The organism is Fictibacillus gelatini DSM 15865 (assembly GCF_000430745.1).
GTDB lineage: Bacteria > Bacillota > Bacilli > Bacillales > Fictibacillaceae > Fictibacillus_A > Fictibacillus_A gelatini.
Genome location: NZ_AUMP01000056.1, coordinates 1 through 12,997, shown reverse-complemented (window position 1 = coordinate 12,997; position 12,997 = coordinate 1). Strand labels below are relative to the sequence as shown.

At 41.0% G+C, this 12,997-nt stretch carries 16 protein-coding genes and 1 tRNA gene; 7 read left to right on the top strand and 10 right to left on the bottom strand.

Annotation, left to right across the window (positions count from 1 at the left end; genetic code table 11):
• Window positions 1–510: 510 nt before the first annotated feature.
• On the bottom strand, window positions 511–999 hold the full coding sequence (locus H538_RS0117360; protein ID WP_026678678.1) for a hypothetical protein: 489 nt from the start codon (window positions 997–999) through the stop codon (window positions 511–513).
• A gap of 252 nt (window positions 1,000–1,251) precedes the next feature.
• Between H538_RS0117360 and H538_RS0117355 the strand changes: the two genes are divergently transcribed.
• A complete protein-coding gene (locus tag H538_RS0117355) occupies window positions 1,252–1,923 on the top strand; it encodes an N-acetylmuramoyl-L-alanine amidase (RefSeq protein ID WP_026678677.1) in 672 nt (223 codons plus the stop codon).
• A 21-nt stretch (window positions 1,924–1,944) separates the two neighbouring features.
• Here H538_RS0117355 and H538_RS0117350 read toward each other — a convergent pair whose 3' ends face one another.
• Window positions 1,945–2,160 (bottom strand): hypothetical protein, encoded by a 216-nt coding sequence (locus H538_RS0117350; protein WP_026678676.1) that lies wholly within the window; start codon window positions 2,158–2,160, stop codon window positions 1,945–1,947.
• 190 nt (window positions 2,161–2,350) lie between these two features.
• On the opposite strand from H538_RS0117350, the gene H538_RS0117345 reads away from it, so the two are divergent.
• The gene (locus H538_RS0117345) at window positions 2,351–3,094 is read left to right on the top strand and encodes an AAA family ATPase (RefSeq protein ID WP_245595264.1); all 744 of its coding nucleotides are present in this window, start codon (window positions 2,351–2,353) and stop codon (window positions 3,092–3,094) included.
• A gap of 87 nt (window positions 3,095–3,181) precedes the next feature.
• On the opposite strand, the gene H538_RS0117340 is transcribed toward H538_RS0117345, so the two are convergent.
• The 4 genes from H538_RS0117340 to H538_RS0117325 all read right to left on the bottom strand — a co-directional run bounded on the left by H538_RS0117340 (window position 3,182) and on the right by H538_RS0117325 (window position 5,721).
• Window positions 3,182–4,366 carry a GNAT family N-acetyltransferase gene (locus H538_RS0117340; protein WP_161627216.1) on the bottom strand — a complete coding sequence of 395 codons (1,185 nt, stop codon included), beginning with the start codon at window positions 4,364–4,366 and terminating at the stop codon, window positions 3,182–3,184.
• 123 nt (window positions 4,367–4,489) lie between these two features.
• On the bottom strand, window positions 4,490–4,648 hold the full coding sequence (locus H538_RS26235; RefSeq protein WP_154658013.1) for a hypothetical protein: 159 nt from the start codon (window positions 4,646–4,648) through the stop codon (window positions 4,490–4,492).
• A gap of 105 nt (window positions 4,649–4,753) precedes the next feature.
• Entirely contained in the window at window positions 4,754–4,897 is a 144-nt protein-coding gene (locus H538_RS26230; protein WP_154658012.1) for a hypothetical protein, read from the bottom strand.
• Window positions 4,898–5,112: 215 nt separating this feature from the next.
• Complete coding sequence (locus H538_RS0117325) at window positions 5,113–5,721, bottom strand: hypothetical protein (protein ID WP_026678673.1); 609 nt, start codon at window positions 5,719–5,721, stop codon at window positions 5,113–5,115.
• Window positions 5,722–5,967: 246 nt separating this feature from the next.
• Between H538_RS0117325 and H538_RS0117320 the strand changes: the two genes are divergently transcribed.
• Together H538_RS0117320 and H538_RS24245 are read left to right on the top strand one after the other, a co-directional pair.
• Window positions 5,968–6,645 carry an FHA domain-containing protein gene (locus tag H538_RS0117320; protein ID WP_026678672.1) on the top strand — a complete coding sequence of 226 codons (678 nt, stop codon included), beginning with the start codon at window positions 5,968–5,970 and terminating at the stop codon, window positions 6,643–6,645.
• 249 nt (window positions 6,646–6,894) lie between these two features.
• Complete coding sequence (locus H538_RS24245) at window positions 6,895–7,317, top strand: response regulator (RefSeq protein ID WP_051291537.1); 423 nt, start codon at window positions 6,895–6,897, stop codon at window positions 7,315–7,317.
• Window positions 7,318–7,355: 38 nt separating this feature from the next.
• Here H538_RS24245 and H538_RS0117310 read toward each other — a convergent pair whose 3' ends face one another.
• The 4 genes from H538_RS0117310 to H538_RS0117300 all read right to left on the bottom strand — a co-directional run bounded on the left by H538_RS0117310 (window position 7,356) and on the right by H538_RS0117300 (window position 11,101).
• The gene (locus H538_RS0117310; RefSeq protein ID WP_026678671.1) at window positions 7,356–8,261 is read right to left on the bottom strand and encodes a hypothetical protein; all 906 of its coding nucleotides are present in this window, start codon (window positions 8,259–8,261) and stop codon (window positions 7,356–7,358) included.
• A gap of 248 nt (window positions 8,262–8,509) precedes the next feature.
• Window positions 8,510–8,601, bottom strand: a tRNA-Ser gene (locus H538_RS0117305).
• An 81-nt stretch (window positions 8,602–8,682) separates the two neighbouring features.
• Complete coding sequence (locus tag H538_RS26225) at window positions 8,683–8,943, bottom strand: hypothetical protein (RefSeq protein ID WP_154658011.1); 261 nt, start codon at window positions 8,941–8,943, stop codon at window positions 8,683–8,685.
• Window positions 8,944–9,253: 310 nt separating this feature from the next.
• Complete coding sequence (locus tag H538_RS0117300) at window positions 9,254–11,101, bottom strand: acyltransferase family protein (RefSeq protein WP_026678670.1); 1,848 nt, start codon at window positions 11,099–11,101, stop codon at window positions 9,254–9,256.
• Between the two features lie 303 nt (window positions 11,102–11,404).
• Here H538_RS0117300 and H538_RS0117295 point away from each other — a divergent pair, with 303 nt between their 5' ends.
• The 3 genes from H538_RS0117295 to H538_RS0117285 all read left to right on the top strand — a co-directional run bounded on the left by H538_RS0117295 (window position 11,405) and on the right by H538_RS0117285 (window position 12,882).
• Window positions 11,405–11,911: an RNase A-like domain-containing lipoprotein gene (locus H538_RS0117295; protein ID WP_026678669.1), complete on the top strand. Its 507-nt coding sequence runs from the start codon at window positions 11,405–11,407 to the stop codon at window positions 11,909–11,911.
• Window positions 11,912–12,172, top strand: a complete 261-nt coding sequence (locus tag H538_RS24240; RefSeq protein WP_035351364.1) for a hypothetical protein — start codon at window positions 11,912–11,914, stop codon at window positions 12,170–12,172. It abuts the gene before it with no gap.
• 482 nt (window positions 12,173–12,654) lie between these two features.
• Window positions 12,655–12,882, top strand: coding sequence for a hypothetical protein (locus H538_RS0117285; protein WP_026678668.1), 228 nt, complete (start codon window positions 12,655–12,657; stop codon window positions 12,880–12,882).
• Window positions 12,883–12,997 lie beyond the last annotated feature (115 nt).

The following is a 12,997-nucleotide window of genomic DNA, read 5'->3' as shown; positions in this document are numbered from 1 at the left end:
TTATCCCTGACTTACCTGGCTTTTGTTTAGTTTTCAAAGAACATTTAAAGATGTTTTTTGTTCCGTCGCTCGTTTTGGCGACTTTTATATCTTAACACTTTGTTTCCTTAGTGTCAACATCTTTTTTTGAAGTTTTTTTGACAACTGCTTATCGTAGCAGCGACGTTTATTAATATATCACGTAACAACCAAAGGGTCAATACCTTTTTTGAAAAAAGTTCAACTGAGCTTTAAACCTTAATTAAACCTTAACCGTCCCGCTCTCAATCATTAGAATCTCACCAATCAACTCGACCGCACCTCCCTATTTAAAATGATTCCATCTCCAAAGTTGCATGCGTATATCGGTTGCTATTTTTTTCTTGAAAATTCGAGAATACAGTTTTTAATGTTCTTGTCCCAACGATTATAATGCGACAAAAAATCAAAATTAACCCATCCTAATGTCACTAAATTTCGGTTTTCTTGAAAAATTAAAAGGACTGCCTTCATTTGTAGTCCCGTCATAGTTCATAAAAATGCGTGCAAAATAAATAAAACGGCAAATCCTATTCCTAATCGAAAGTGCCACTTGCGGTCTAATTTTTTGTACCGCATGAAACCCGTTACCGCAATCGGCACTAAACATAAGAGGGCCAATAATCCGGTCATGTTCGACCAATCCCACTTCCAGCCATAAAGAAACGCACAGACGGCATGTATAACCACTAACCCGAAAACCGTGATGGCCGCAGGTACGTGCCATTGACGCGCCCATCGGGAGAACGTAATGACAACCGGTTTCAGTTTCGCTATCCACCGATCAACATATTTCTTCCGTAAAATAAAGGTCAGTACATAATGCGCAAAAACAAAAAAGACTAAAATTCGCGCCAATGAACCAAAATTTTTGAAAAACCCTTTAAATGCTCTACTATGATAAGTGGCCGCCGGGAAAAAGTGTGGAATAACGAAAAAGAACATCATTAGAAGAAAAAAACGATCAATCCGGTCGTCCATATCATTCTGTTCTGTTCTTTTTTATTTCGTATCCATGGTTCCTTTGGAAATAAGTTTATCGCCTGTTTCCTCAAAGGGGGCTCCCTCCATTTATTCGAAAATCTAAATCGTCGATCATTATAAAACGAAAGGGAACCACTGTTTTCATTTATGTGTAATTTTACGAAATTTAATTTTCGCTTACTTGATCTACTAAAAACGCCCTGCCCTTTTCTATTGGAGTGAATAGATTAATAGCAAGGGGGTGTTCAAATGCCAAAAATCTTTATTGATCCCGGACATGGCGGAAAAGATTCCGGCGCTATCGGGAACGGATTACAAGAAAAAGACCTGACACTCGATATTGCCCTTCGAATGAGACGAATTCTTTTAGACGAATACGAAGATGTCGTCGTGAAATTAAGCAGGGCAACCGACATTTATGTATCATTGGATCAACGAACCAATATGGCAAATGCATGGGGCGCGGACTTTTTCGTCGCCGTTCATATCAATTATGGCGGCGGGACGGGTTATGAAGACTATATCCACAACAGCCTGCCCGATTCTTCGAAAACAGCTGTTTACCGCAGCCAGATGCACGCAGAAATTATAAAAGCGACCGACTGGTTTGATCGAGGAATGAAAAAAGCCGACTTCCACGTCTTGCGGGAATCCCAAATGCCTGCATTCTTATCAGAAAATGGTTTTATCGATAACGCGGAAGACGCGGCTAAATTGAAAACGGGCGCATTCAGGGAAAAAATAGCCCGCGGTCACGTCAATGGCCTGGCTGCCGCATTGGATTTGAAGAAGAAGGTTACCTTGTACAGGGTGGTTGTTGACGGAGCTCAAGTCGGTGCTTATTCGGAAAAGCGAAGTATATTAAATGCTATTGACGAGCATCTTGATCAAGCGGATCACATTATAATAGAAAAAGTTTAAAAAGCGCTTAGTTGGCGCTTTTTATTTTTTATCAAGCCATTGAATGGTTTTTATGGATTCCGCACCTTCTAAAATTTCGAATGAGTTATTTTCTCCTCCTAGCTCGCGCCATTTTTTCCGCGCCTCAAGCCATTTCCCGAAATCTTTTTCATCATCAAAAGACAATACATTATTGATCACCATCGGTTGATCGCCGGATGCCCTATTAATCTTTACTGTCGTTTTAACTTTTATCATCTGACTCACCTCCGAAACGATCGATTCCATTGCATATTCTACCTGTCCCTCAAATAAAGAAAATGGGCGAATCATGATTAACCAATGATAGATCGATGATATTTTGCAGAAATATCAAACGACAAAGGATAAGCCCACTATTTCTTTTTTTGATAAAATGGATATACTAACTGGAATCGAGGGAATACAGATGAGCCATTATTTAAGAAAACTGGAAGTAAAGCGAAATAACATCCCTTCTTTCAAACGATACCCCTTTCATTTGCCCGCCGTTAAATCATTAACGGAATTAAACTTCCACCCGGACGTCACTTATTTGATCGGAGAAAATGGGATGGGAAAGTCTACGTTACTCGAAGCGATTGCCATCGCCATCGGGTTTAATCCGGAAGGCGGCACGTTCAATTTCAACTTCTCCACTCGTGACTCCCATTCCGAACTTGAACGGTATGTCAGGTTGATCAGGGGAGTCGCCAGGCCAAAGGATGGCTTCTTTTTACGTGCGGAAACGTTTTACAATGTGGCAACGAATATTGAAGAAATGGACAGCGAGCCGTTCGCTGGTAATCGTGTAATTGATTCCTTCGGCGGTGTTTCCCTTCATGAACAGTCCCACGGAGAAGCATTTTTCGCGACGTTTTCGAATCGTTTTAGAGGAAACGGGATTTACATTTTGGACGAGCCGGAAGCAGCGTTATCCCCATTAAGGCAATTATCGATGCTTGCGAAAATTCATGATCTGGTCAAACGCAATTCACAGTTCATTATCGCTACCCACTCCCCGATCCTCATGGCTTACCCGGATGCGACGATTTTTGAGCTGACGGAAGAAGGAGTCCAGGAAACCTCATTAGAGGAAACGAATCATTATTCGATAATGAAACAGTTTTTCGAAAATAAGGAACGGCTGTTGCATCATTTGCTAAATGAATAAAAAGAGTCATTGGATCCTCCTTCGTTGTGCAAGCAAAAATAAGTAATCCCCTTTTTTCTCGTGAGAAAAGGGGATTACTGCCTCCTCTTAAAAAAAGTCGTAGATAAACGGGGTGTAGTCAGGAATCATTTTTTCAAAATGTTCAATATCCTGCTCATTCCCGCTAATTCTCCCAAACCGATAAAGTTCCGATGGCTTTTTGTAGTTGAACAAAACGGCTGTTAAACTTTGGATATCACAGAGAACCCCTTTTTTTGGAGGATGAGTGCAGAAAGCTTGCTCCTTTTGCTTATTGAATGAAGTAATTTCTTTTCTCCCTTCTTTCACGCTTACTAAATACGTTCCTATATTCCATTCTGCAAACTCGTCATGCACATGTAAAAATAAATGCCGATCTTCTGAACAGTCAAAAGGGTATTGCTCTAATACATTTTTGACATCAACAATTCTGCCCATAAAGTAGGCATACTGTTCCTGTTTAATTTTTGGATCACTTAAATAATAGCCCGTTTGATCATCAACAGGCACAATCATTGTCACAAGATCAATCATTGAATCATGATTGCCAATAAAACTCCATAAACCGTTCCAACTCATGAAATCCAGATAGACAAATTCGTCAATTTTAAATGTTTTTTCTTTGATAGAATAAATGAGGTATCCAGTTGGTTCGTTCTCCTCATTTTTATACACAACGATATTCTCGTCATCGATTAACCGTTCCCACCATACATCGCTTCTTTTTAGAGAACCGTTATACACTTTGGCAAATTTCTCATAAACCGCGTGAAGCATTTCAACGTCTTTTTTTGTTATTCTCCCCACTTTTCCTTTTACTGTCACTGTTTGAGGAAATTGTTCCTTTTTAATTTCATACTTCTTATAATCACATGTGCACTCCCACCCGTATTTTCGATAAAATTTCACCGAAAACGGATGAAGCATTGAAATCGCCTGTCCATTTTCTTTCATGGCCTTTAATGCATGGTAAAGCAGTCCCTTAACATGTCCGCTTCTTCGGAATTCAGGCCAGGTGGCAACACCGGCGACCCCGCCCATGGGCATGACGTTTCCACCTAAATACATTTTGAATGACAGCAAATGGAGTTTCGCCATCAACTTGCCTTCGTCATTAAAATAGCCGAAAATCTCATCTGCGTTCATTCTAGAAAGCCGTTCTTCCCTTTTTTCTTCCGATAATTTATACCGAAATGCATATTCAGACAAATCAATCGCTTCGTTGAATTCACCTGGTTTAAGTGTCCGAATCACCGTCATCTCTCCTTTCTTCTCGTTATATGTATTCCATACAATTAAACAACTTCCTTTAAAAAATAAGGACAAAATGGTTCTCCGGTCTTTACATACGAACGATGAAGAAGGAGCTTTGCCTTTTCAATCCGTTTCAACATCTACTTTTGGAAGAGATGAACGTCCGTCTGCCATTTTCTCCGCTGTGAAAAAGATGATTTTCTGGTTGGCGTAATCGAAACGAAAGCGGCGGAGACTGGCACATTCATCATAGCTTTTCCTGATTAAATCAGGCGAAGCCACCGTACCCCGGCTGATAAAAGCAATTGATACGGGTAAAACCGGCTTATTTCTTCTCTCAAATTTGTATATGCTTCAAAAAACTTTGGCCTCATTGCGATCAAATAATCAAAGCAAAATAGCGCCTTCGTAATCTAATAGACAAAAGCCCGAGTCTCTTTTTTCAACAAAAGAGCGGCAAATCTTCATCAAATACCATTCGCAGTCCCAATGCGTATGAGAAATAAAGTGCGCCACCTTTTTCTTTGTCATTTCCTAATCCTCCCGCCCGAGTTAAACAAACGTTTGATTAACCTGCCTGTTCGCATCAATTGTTATTTAAATTCACGATTCGTTAGCCTAACAATTGCTTAACTTACTCTTACCAGTTAAAACATTTTTTATGATTATCAGTGATTTTAACCTAACAAACAAAACTCCTATTCCAAAATGACCGCTCATCCTGGATATAGGAGTTCAACTATTCATTATGATTTTTTCGCCATTTCAAGGATGATTTGCGCTGCTTTGAGCTGTACCATCGGGTCTGGATGATCGAGTTGCCTGGACAGCACCTGACATGATTTTTCATATAAATCTTCCATCTTATACGGATAGGTTTCCGGAACATGATTGGATTCGAGAAGATGTTCGATTGTGATTAAGTGTTGGGTGAGGCAAGCAGAAGTTTTCGGGACTTTCGTCGACCGGCGAAGAGATTCCGGCAATTGGCTGCGCAAAATGGGTTTTGGAATCCATTCTACTTTGCGCTGGTGCGGGTATTCTTGTTGCTCTTCTGAATAATAATAATCGCTTTTCACCACTCCGATGTACACTTGATGATCTTCCGGTGCAATAATGTAATCATCTATTTTAATGCGATTTGCCATCATCTTTAACGTCGCGAGGGCGGAAATGGAGTTATACGATTCTTCATCTACGTTGTAAAGGATGGTTTTGATTTCATCATCAGATGCGCCTTTTAAATCACCCGTTGATTTCCAACCTACAGCGACAATCGAATCTCTTAAAAATTCTTTCATTCGGTTTTTGTTTTGCGGATAAGGACGAATCAACCAAACTTGTCTATTGTCCATTTATTCGGGTGCCGGCTACTCGTGACCTCGTCGTAAGCTGCAGCACTCCCTTCCCTCCTTTTTCAACCATTTTTTAAAATATACCACATAAAGTTTGAATATTCTAATAGTTTTTAACATTGATTTCATATTGTAACACTGGCGAATTGCCATTCATCATTTTATGAAGTTTTTGTTCGAGTCGGTTATAATGGATGAAGGTTTACGTTAAACGTCACCGAGTTTGATGGGAGAGAGGGTGAATCTATGAACGGTGTCTTTTTAAGAGTTGATAAAGGGGAGCCGTATAAAAACGGAGAGTTAATTGAATTGGCAAACGGGCCGACCATCATTGGCCGTTCCGGTTCTACAAGTGAAGCTGATCTTCCATTTTCCAGCCCCTATATCTCGAGAAAACATGCTTCGATTAACGTTCAAGCGGGGCAAATTACACTTACAGATCTAAAAAGTAAACATGGGACACTATTAAACGGACAGGTGCTCGAACAGAATCGACCGTACCTATTAAATCATAATGACAAAATTATGCTGGCAAAAGGCATTGTCCTTCTTCATTTTGTCGATAGCAGCGAATTGGAGAGGACGATGGAATTTACCAATCCATTTACTTTACCGAAACTTAAACCTTCCGGACTCGTTATCGATATTGAAAAACGGCAAATTACATTGGACGGCAACCGGGTGTTTTTATCCGGAAAGCATACGGATTTATTGTTTTTACTGTACGAACATCGCAATCAAGCCGTTAGCTATGACCAGATTAAAATCAACATTTGGCCAGAGCGGCTGATAACCGGCTGTTCAACGCCCGATGTCGGAAAGGACGAGATCAACGCGCTTGTCTACCGCTTGCGAAAAAAGCTCGGGAAATACGGAGAACACATCATTTCCATCCCCCGATACGGCTATATGCTGGATATATAAGCAGTTCCTCCTTCAAATGAAGGAATGGACTGCTTCCCTCTCAACAATTTTTCGAATCTTCTTATCCTTATCAGCGATTTCTCATTAAACTTTCATCGCGCCTTTATTTCTTATTTCTATCGAATTCAAGTAAAATTTATATAAATTATACACCGACTTAAGTCATATTTTGATTGAACTTGGTGTACCCTTTAGAAAAAAGCAGATATTTTTTTCCATATTCCAAGGAATTCAAAGGGGTAGAAATGAATGCACAAAATTATGATGGTTGTTGAGAACCCACAAATTGCGGAATTGTTTCGCACATATATGGACAACTACGGATATGAGGCAATTGTTGTCGATGATTTTGATAACATTCTTCATTCTTTTCTATCAATTCAACCTGATTTAGTGTTGATGACGGTGAATCTTCCGGGATATGACGGCTATTATTGGAGCCGCCAAATTCGCGAAGTTTCCAACTGCCCTATTTTATTTATTAGTGACCGCTTTGCCGTCCTGGATGAAATGATGATTCATGAAAACGGCGCGGCCGATTATATTGCCAAGCCTTTTTCTTTCGAAGCGGTCACGCGAAAAATTCGCGCCCACCTTTACCGCGCGTACGGGGATTATTCACAATATGAAGCATTTGAACAAAAAGACATTAACGGGAAAAGCTTTGGTTGAAATTCCCCCTGACAAAAACAGACTGAAAAAACGGGATTTCACCATGGCATCCCTTCCCGATTGGGCTGCTTGAGGGGCAGATGCAAAGCGTGTACTTTTTCAATTAACGTTTCGTTGGGATTTGGATTCATGATATACACGTTAGTCCCTTTGTTCAGCCTTTCCAAAAAGAAGTTCACTTCAGGCCGGTCCATTTCAGCGTATGAATGGCCGACCATGATAAAATTGTCGATATCATTTCTTTTGGTTGTTAGGTAATCGAAAATATTGTACATAGCGTTAACCCAGCTTAGTTTTAGCTGAATGTTATAAATGGATGGAGGGATGATGTTCGCCTCCATTCTTGGCTTCAGCCAATCGGTCTTCGGAACAATTTCAAGCTGGTTCGTGTCGCTTAACCCTTTCGTAATTCCCCATCTCGTTTCCGCAGAATGGCCATTTACTTCAACATCAAAATCGATCGACCCATGAGGTTTTAAAATCGGAATCCCGCGTCTAGGTTCTGTTGTTCCTACGCGGTGAAATGGAATATTGGCGAGCGATAATGCATGCTCCAAAATACAATCATAGTTAAAAGAAACCGCGCAAATGATCTTTTCGCGATTTTTTTGAAGCCAATCGGCCCATCTCCAGCCCTTCATATTATAGCTTTCCGCCGTCAGTTGAAATAAAGAATAGGCCAGAGCGAAAAAACGCCGCAACTCGCATTCCTTTTCGATATTCCCGCGGTTTTTTTGCAAAAATCGCTCAATCGCATCATAGTCATCAGTATCTTTCGCAAATGGATAAAGTTCTTGTTGAATGGATGGCAACCGATCAAGAAAGGCGGTATAGGAAATATCGCTCGTATTAAACGTACGAAGAGGTTTAGAAGAATGAAGGCCATGGGGAAGGCAAAAATCCAAAGTAAACCCGTTCCCAATTAATAAACAGACGTTTTCCATCGTTTTCTCCTTATGTCATCGCAAGTTTTTCTCTTATTTTGACGGAAAACCGGGCATTCTAAACATCGAAGCGAACAAGTTTGAACTTAGACGAATAATTCCTCTAATTGAATGAATAAATGCTATTTTTAGACGAATAAACTGCTCAATTAAACGAATAACTGTTTTAAGAGAAACCCCCTGCTTCTATAAAAAGGCATAAAAAAAATCGGGTCTACTAAATAGCCCAATGACAAATACATCGTATATGGCGGAGAAGGTGGGATTTGAACCCACGCGACAGTTGCCCGTCCTAACGCATTTCGAGTGCGTCCCCTTATAGCCACTTGGGTACTTCTCCAATTTAAGGTCAGGTATTATTATACAACGATTGTCTAAAGTTGTGAAGAGTCTGCCGTTATTTAGTCAATCTTCATACAATTTATAGACAACCTTCATCCAGAGGCGGTCTATATAGGAGTTCATTTTCGAGGTTTACGGCACAAAATAGGTCAGGATCTGCACTTGCTCCTCGCTTCATACTTCTGTACCGTCTATGGCCTCTAACGCTGTGCCAAATGTCTGGATCCAATCGCCCGTTACCGCCATTTGTTGCCCTTGAAAAATCCGTTGTCAAAATTTGTTCAGAAACGCCGATGGCCTCTACGACTTTCCCGATTGTTGCGAGCCAGACACTTTCCACAATTTTTCTTTATCCAGGCGATTTCCCATCTTTCTGCTGATTAACAATTATTTGGATAAATTAATGAGTTCTATTAACTGCCCCATCGCTTGTATCCATACCCCGGCGGCAATTTGCTTTTCGAGACTTAATTTCAAGTCTTCATGTTCAGCATTTTTATTGATGTCCTCTTCAGCCTGCTCTCATTTTACAATCACTCCCCTTTCACCCATGTCGTTATATTTATACTATTCACGCCTTTAAGAGGGGGGTTTTATTGAAGCGAAAAAAGCCTCATCTGTTAAAACAGAGAGGCTAAACATTTCTATTGCTATAATTTTTCAACTGCCTTTTTTACAAGCGAGGCATAAGCCTTCGCCCCTTCTGGATTAAGATGGACACCATCAGGAGCGAAATAAGAATCATGACCGGCGCTAGCCCCGTACCAGTCTACAAGCGCGGTGCGGGGATGGCTTGATGCCACATCCTCCAATACGGAGTTAACTACGTTTTCCCATGGTCTTGGAACTCTCGTATTCACTAACACGATTTTTTTATTTTCGCCAACGGATTGAAGCAATTCCATCAGCTGGTCTTTCGTAAATGGACCGTTCGTGCCGAGCTCAAGAACGATGTAATTTCCTAAGTCGCCATTTGATTTTAAATCTCTTACGATGTCATCGGCATCGGACATTTGGCGGCCAATTTCGGCATTTACCTCGACGCCCGGGATCCGCTTTTTCAAGTAAGGTTCGACATCAACCATTACAGAGTCACCGATTACGGTAACATCACTTCCATCTATAGACGGTGCTTTCTTAGAATGCTTATCCTTGGACTGCTCAGAATGTTTTCCTTTCTTTGTTTTCGGCTGATCAACATGGTGACCTTTCTTGTTTCGTTCCGTTTTTTCATTATTTCCATCTAATGGCTGTTCCAGTTTAGATGCGGCCGAATGAGAGCCCGGGACAAGACCGATCAAGCCAACGCAAGAAATGCCGAGAATAAGCACCAGACAACCTATGGCAACACGGCGGCTTTTCGGTATGCGGTTCCACTGCCACTGGCGCAGACGAATCTTCGTCCACCATCTTTTTAATGCGCCATGGCGTATCGGATTTTCAATGAATGTCCACGACAAAGCGGCAAGGATGAAAGTTGCGGCAATTTGCAATAGGACACGAACACTATTTATTCCTTCCGTATTAACCGCAGGTGTCGTTAATGTAATCACCGGGTAATGCCAGAGGTAGATCGCATAGGAACGTACCCCGATCCAACGAAGCGGTTTGGAGCCAAGCCATTTTCCTAATCGGGAAGCAGGATGGGCAAGTGCTGCGACCAACACTGCTGCAGCGACTGACATGTGGACCATTCCCCCGCGATAGAGAAGCGTATCGTACTGGTTCGTCTTCCACATGATCAGGATTACGCATATCAGGGCTGTTGCTCCTGCCAAATCGAGGGTCAGGCGGTGAGCCGAAGGGAGTTTAGCGGATAAGCTCCGGCTCGGCCATACAAGAGCAAGAGAAGCACCAATGAGCAAAGAAAAGGCTCTCGTATCCGTTCCATAGTAGACACGGCTTGGATCGGCACCCGGCTCGTAAAGAATAGCCATCGCCAGTGCTGAAGCTGCCATAAGTGTGACGGTCAGTCCAATGATCTTCCCCTTTCTTCGTATGTATCGAAGTCCAAAAAGCAAGATCAGTGGCCATATCAGATAAAATTGTTCCTCTACCGCCAATGACCAGAGATTGTTAATCGGAGAAGGAAGCCCAAAGCTTTCGAAATAAGAGACGTGATGGAAAATGGACCACCAATTGCTTACATAAAAAATCGAAGCCACCACATCTCCCCTTAACTTCGGCAGCAAGGTTGGATGGAAGAGTGTCACCCAGGCAACCACCAACACAAGCATAACAAGAAGTGCCGGAAGCAATCGGCGCGCCCGGCGAATCCAGAAATCCTTCATATCAAGCCTTCCTGTGCGGCTCCATTCAGCGACGAGAAGATCGGTAATGAGATATCCGGACAGGACAAAGAATACCGTAACCCCTAAAAAGCCACCAGGAGCCCAGCTAAAGTTGAGATGGTATGCAATTACCGCAAGTACCGCAATGGCCCGCAGCCCGTCCAAGCCGGCCATATAGCGGCCGTTTCCCTTGGTCGGTTTAGGCATACTGGGCACCCCCCTCTTTATGTACGACGTTCAAACTTTTGAGCATTTCTTTTGTAGCACAGTCTTCGCTACACATTTGTACATCATCCTTATGCATTTTAATCTCGTAATTACTATCCTAATAAAATTTAGCATAAAATCGAGAAGGTTTGTAAAGAAAAGAACACACTTCTGCAAAATTGCCACAATGATGGGACTTCCGAATAAAAACAGCCTGGAAGCTTTTTAAAAAGAACCGGGTTGTTCTATCATTCTTTGGCAAACATCCGTCTTTCTTGTATACTGTTTGACGAGGTGACATCAATGAAGTGGATTCGATTATTTTGGGTCGCACTATTTGCGGCTATCATCCTAACTGGATGCGGCCCAACCGTTCAACATCATCATGAAAATTCTAAGACCGGACAAATAAGTGACACAATTCTTGATGAGATGGAAGGACCGCCGAAAAACGGTCATACGCTGGAGAGGCATGTCGGCAAGTCAAATGACGAACTGCAAAAGCGGGTGAAGAGCAGCCATGTTTCAGCCGCAAGCACATACTATGACAAAAAAACAGCGACAAAAGCAGTGCTGGAAAGTCTGCATGTTCATGAACAAGAAATTGAGCATTGGCTTGAGAAATCCAACCGGGATCGCCTTGTGCTGAAAACCCACCACTCTTTTGCGGTGGGAAAAACCGTGCTTCGCTCGGATATGCGTGTTCATGAAGAGTTACATGATACAATAACAGTTCTGGCCAAAGACCCTTCAAGTGATTTGAAATACAAAATCATTACGTCTTATCCCATTTTAAAGCGAGGAAGATAAATGTATCCACAATTTCAGTATTTTTTAGAAGCGTATTGCTTGCCTGGCTTAGAGGAGGATGAGTTTTGGGCAGCAATTGAGGAATTTGCAAAAAATGAAAATCAAGAGGTTCGACAGTCACTGCTCACTGAAGTACAAACAATCTTAAAAAATGGAGATTTAACAGTGGCGAAAAAAATGATCCAAGAACACGGAAATAGACAATTTTCCGCTAACGAAACCATCACCTGGTTACATCATATTGAAAAAAAGCTGACATAAAGGGCGTATGTTTACGTCCTTTATTTTTTTAGCTTCACAATTATGAATTGCAGGAAATGATAGGGAATTCTTTTAACACAAATTTTTATATCGGTTTATATACTCGGAATATTCTGCAATAAACTTTCTACCGCCCTTTCAGCTAAGAAAGTTCTTATTTTCAAGAATCAATTTTCGCCTGTAAAAAAAATATAAGCAAAAAACAGGATCAAACTTCTTTAGTGTGGTAGTGTGGTGCTATTTTCATGGCATTTGGACAATAAACAGTGGATTTCCGACAATAAATCATTTCCATCGGACAAAAAGTAGCCTCAGTCGGACAATAAATTTAGTATTTTGTACACTTATTGTCCAAAAGTACTAAAATTACAAATCCTTTTTTCAACTTATTCCCTCCTTTTCCTGTGTTGGGAATATTCTACATTATTTTCTGAATATTTGATATAGTGTAATAGTACTAAAGATTAGAGGGGATTGATAGGATGGCAAATCAAAAGTTAAAATTTTATAGTAATATAGTCGCGATTTTAACCATAATAGCAGCTGTAACAAGCATGGTTTCTAAAATCCAACTGCAATACATAGTCATAGGCTTGTTTACGTTGATGTGCTTTCTATTCTTTCTTGGCTTAGTAAAGGAGCATAAAGTAAGAGCCTTTGAAGTAGTTGGATTTTACGTTGTTATGATGGTATATGTATTTTGGTCGTAATAAAAACCACCCGTGATAGTGTGAAGTGTACCCTTTGTAAAGGACATTTTAAAAAAAGCCTAGGCAGTTTTAGAAAGATGATCTCTGTATTGAACAGGGGTCATCTTTTTTAAAT

Excerpts from the sequence above, each read along its gene's own strand:
- H538_RS0117320 (WP_026678672.1), top strand. The coding sequence starts at position 5,968 with ATGAACGGTGTCTTTTTAAGAGTTGATAAAGGGGAGCCGTATAAAAAC.
- H538_RS0117310 (WP_026678671.1), bottom strand. The coding sequence starts at position 8,261 with ATGGAAAACGTCTGTTTATTAATTGGGAACGGGTTTACTTTGGATTTT.
- H538_RS0117325 (WP_026678673.1), bottom strand. The coding sequence starts at position 5,721 with ATGGACAATAGACAAGTTTGGTTGATTCGTCCTTATCCGCAAAACAAA.
- H538_RS26230 (WP_154658012.1), bottom strand. The coding sequence starts at position 4,897 with ATGACAAAGAAAAAGGTGGCGCACTTTATTTCTCATACGCATTGGGAC.
- H538_RS0117350 (WP_026678676.1), bottom strand. The coding sequence starts at position 2,160 with ATGATAAAAGTTAAAACGACAGTAAAGATTAATAGGGCATCCGGCGAT.
- H538_RS0117345 (WP_245595264.1), top strand. The coding sequence starts at position 2,351 with ATGAGCCATTATTTAAGAAAACTGGAAGTAAAGCGAAATAACATCCCT.
- H538_RS24240 (WP_035351364.1), top strand. The coding sequence starts at position 11,912 with ATGTATCCACAATTTCAGTATTTTTTAGAAGCGTATTGCTTGCCTGGC.
- H538_RS24245 (WP_051291537.1), top strand. The coding sequence starts at position 6,895 with ATGCACAAAATTATGATGGTTGTTGAGAACCCACAAATTGCGGAATTG.
- H538_RS0117355 (WP_026678677.1), top strand. The coding sequence starts at position 1,252 with ATGCCAAAAATCTTTATTGATCCCGGACATGGCGGAAAAGATTCCGGC.
- H538_RS0117360 (WP_026678678.1), bottom strand. The coding sequence starts at position 999 with ATGGACGACCGGATTGATCGTTTTTTTCTTCTAATGATGTTCTTTTTC.
- H538_RS0117295 (WP_026678669.1), top strand. The coding sequence starts at position 11,405 with ATGAAGTGGATTCGATTATTTTGGGTCGCACTATTTGCGGCTATCATC.
- H538_RS0117285 (WP_026678668.1), top strand. The coding sequence starts at position 12,655 with ATGGCAAATCAAAAGTTAAAATTTTATAGTAATATAGTCGCGATTTTA.
- H538_RS0117300 (WP_026678670.1), bottom strand. The coding sequence starts at position 11,101 with ATGCCTAAACCGACCAAGGGAAACGGCCGCTATATGGCCGGCTTGGAC.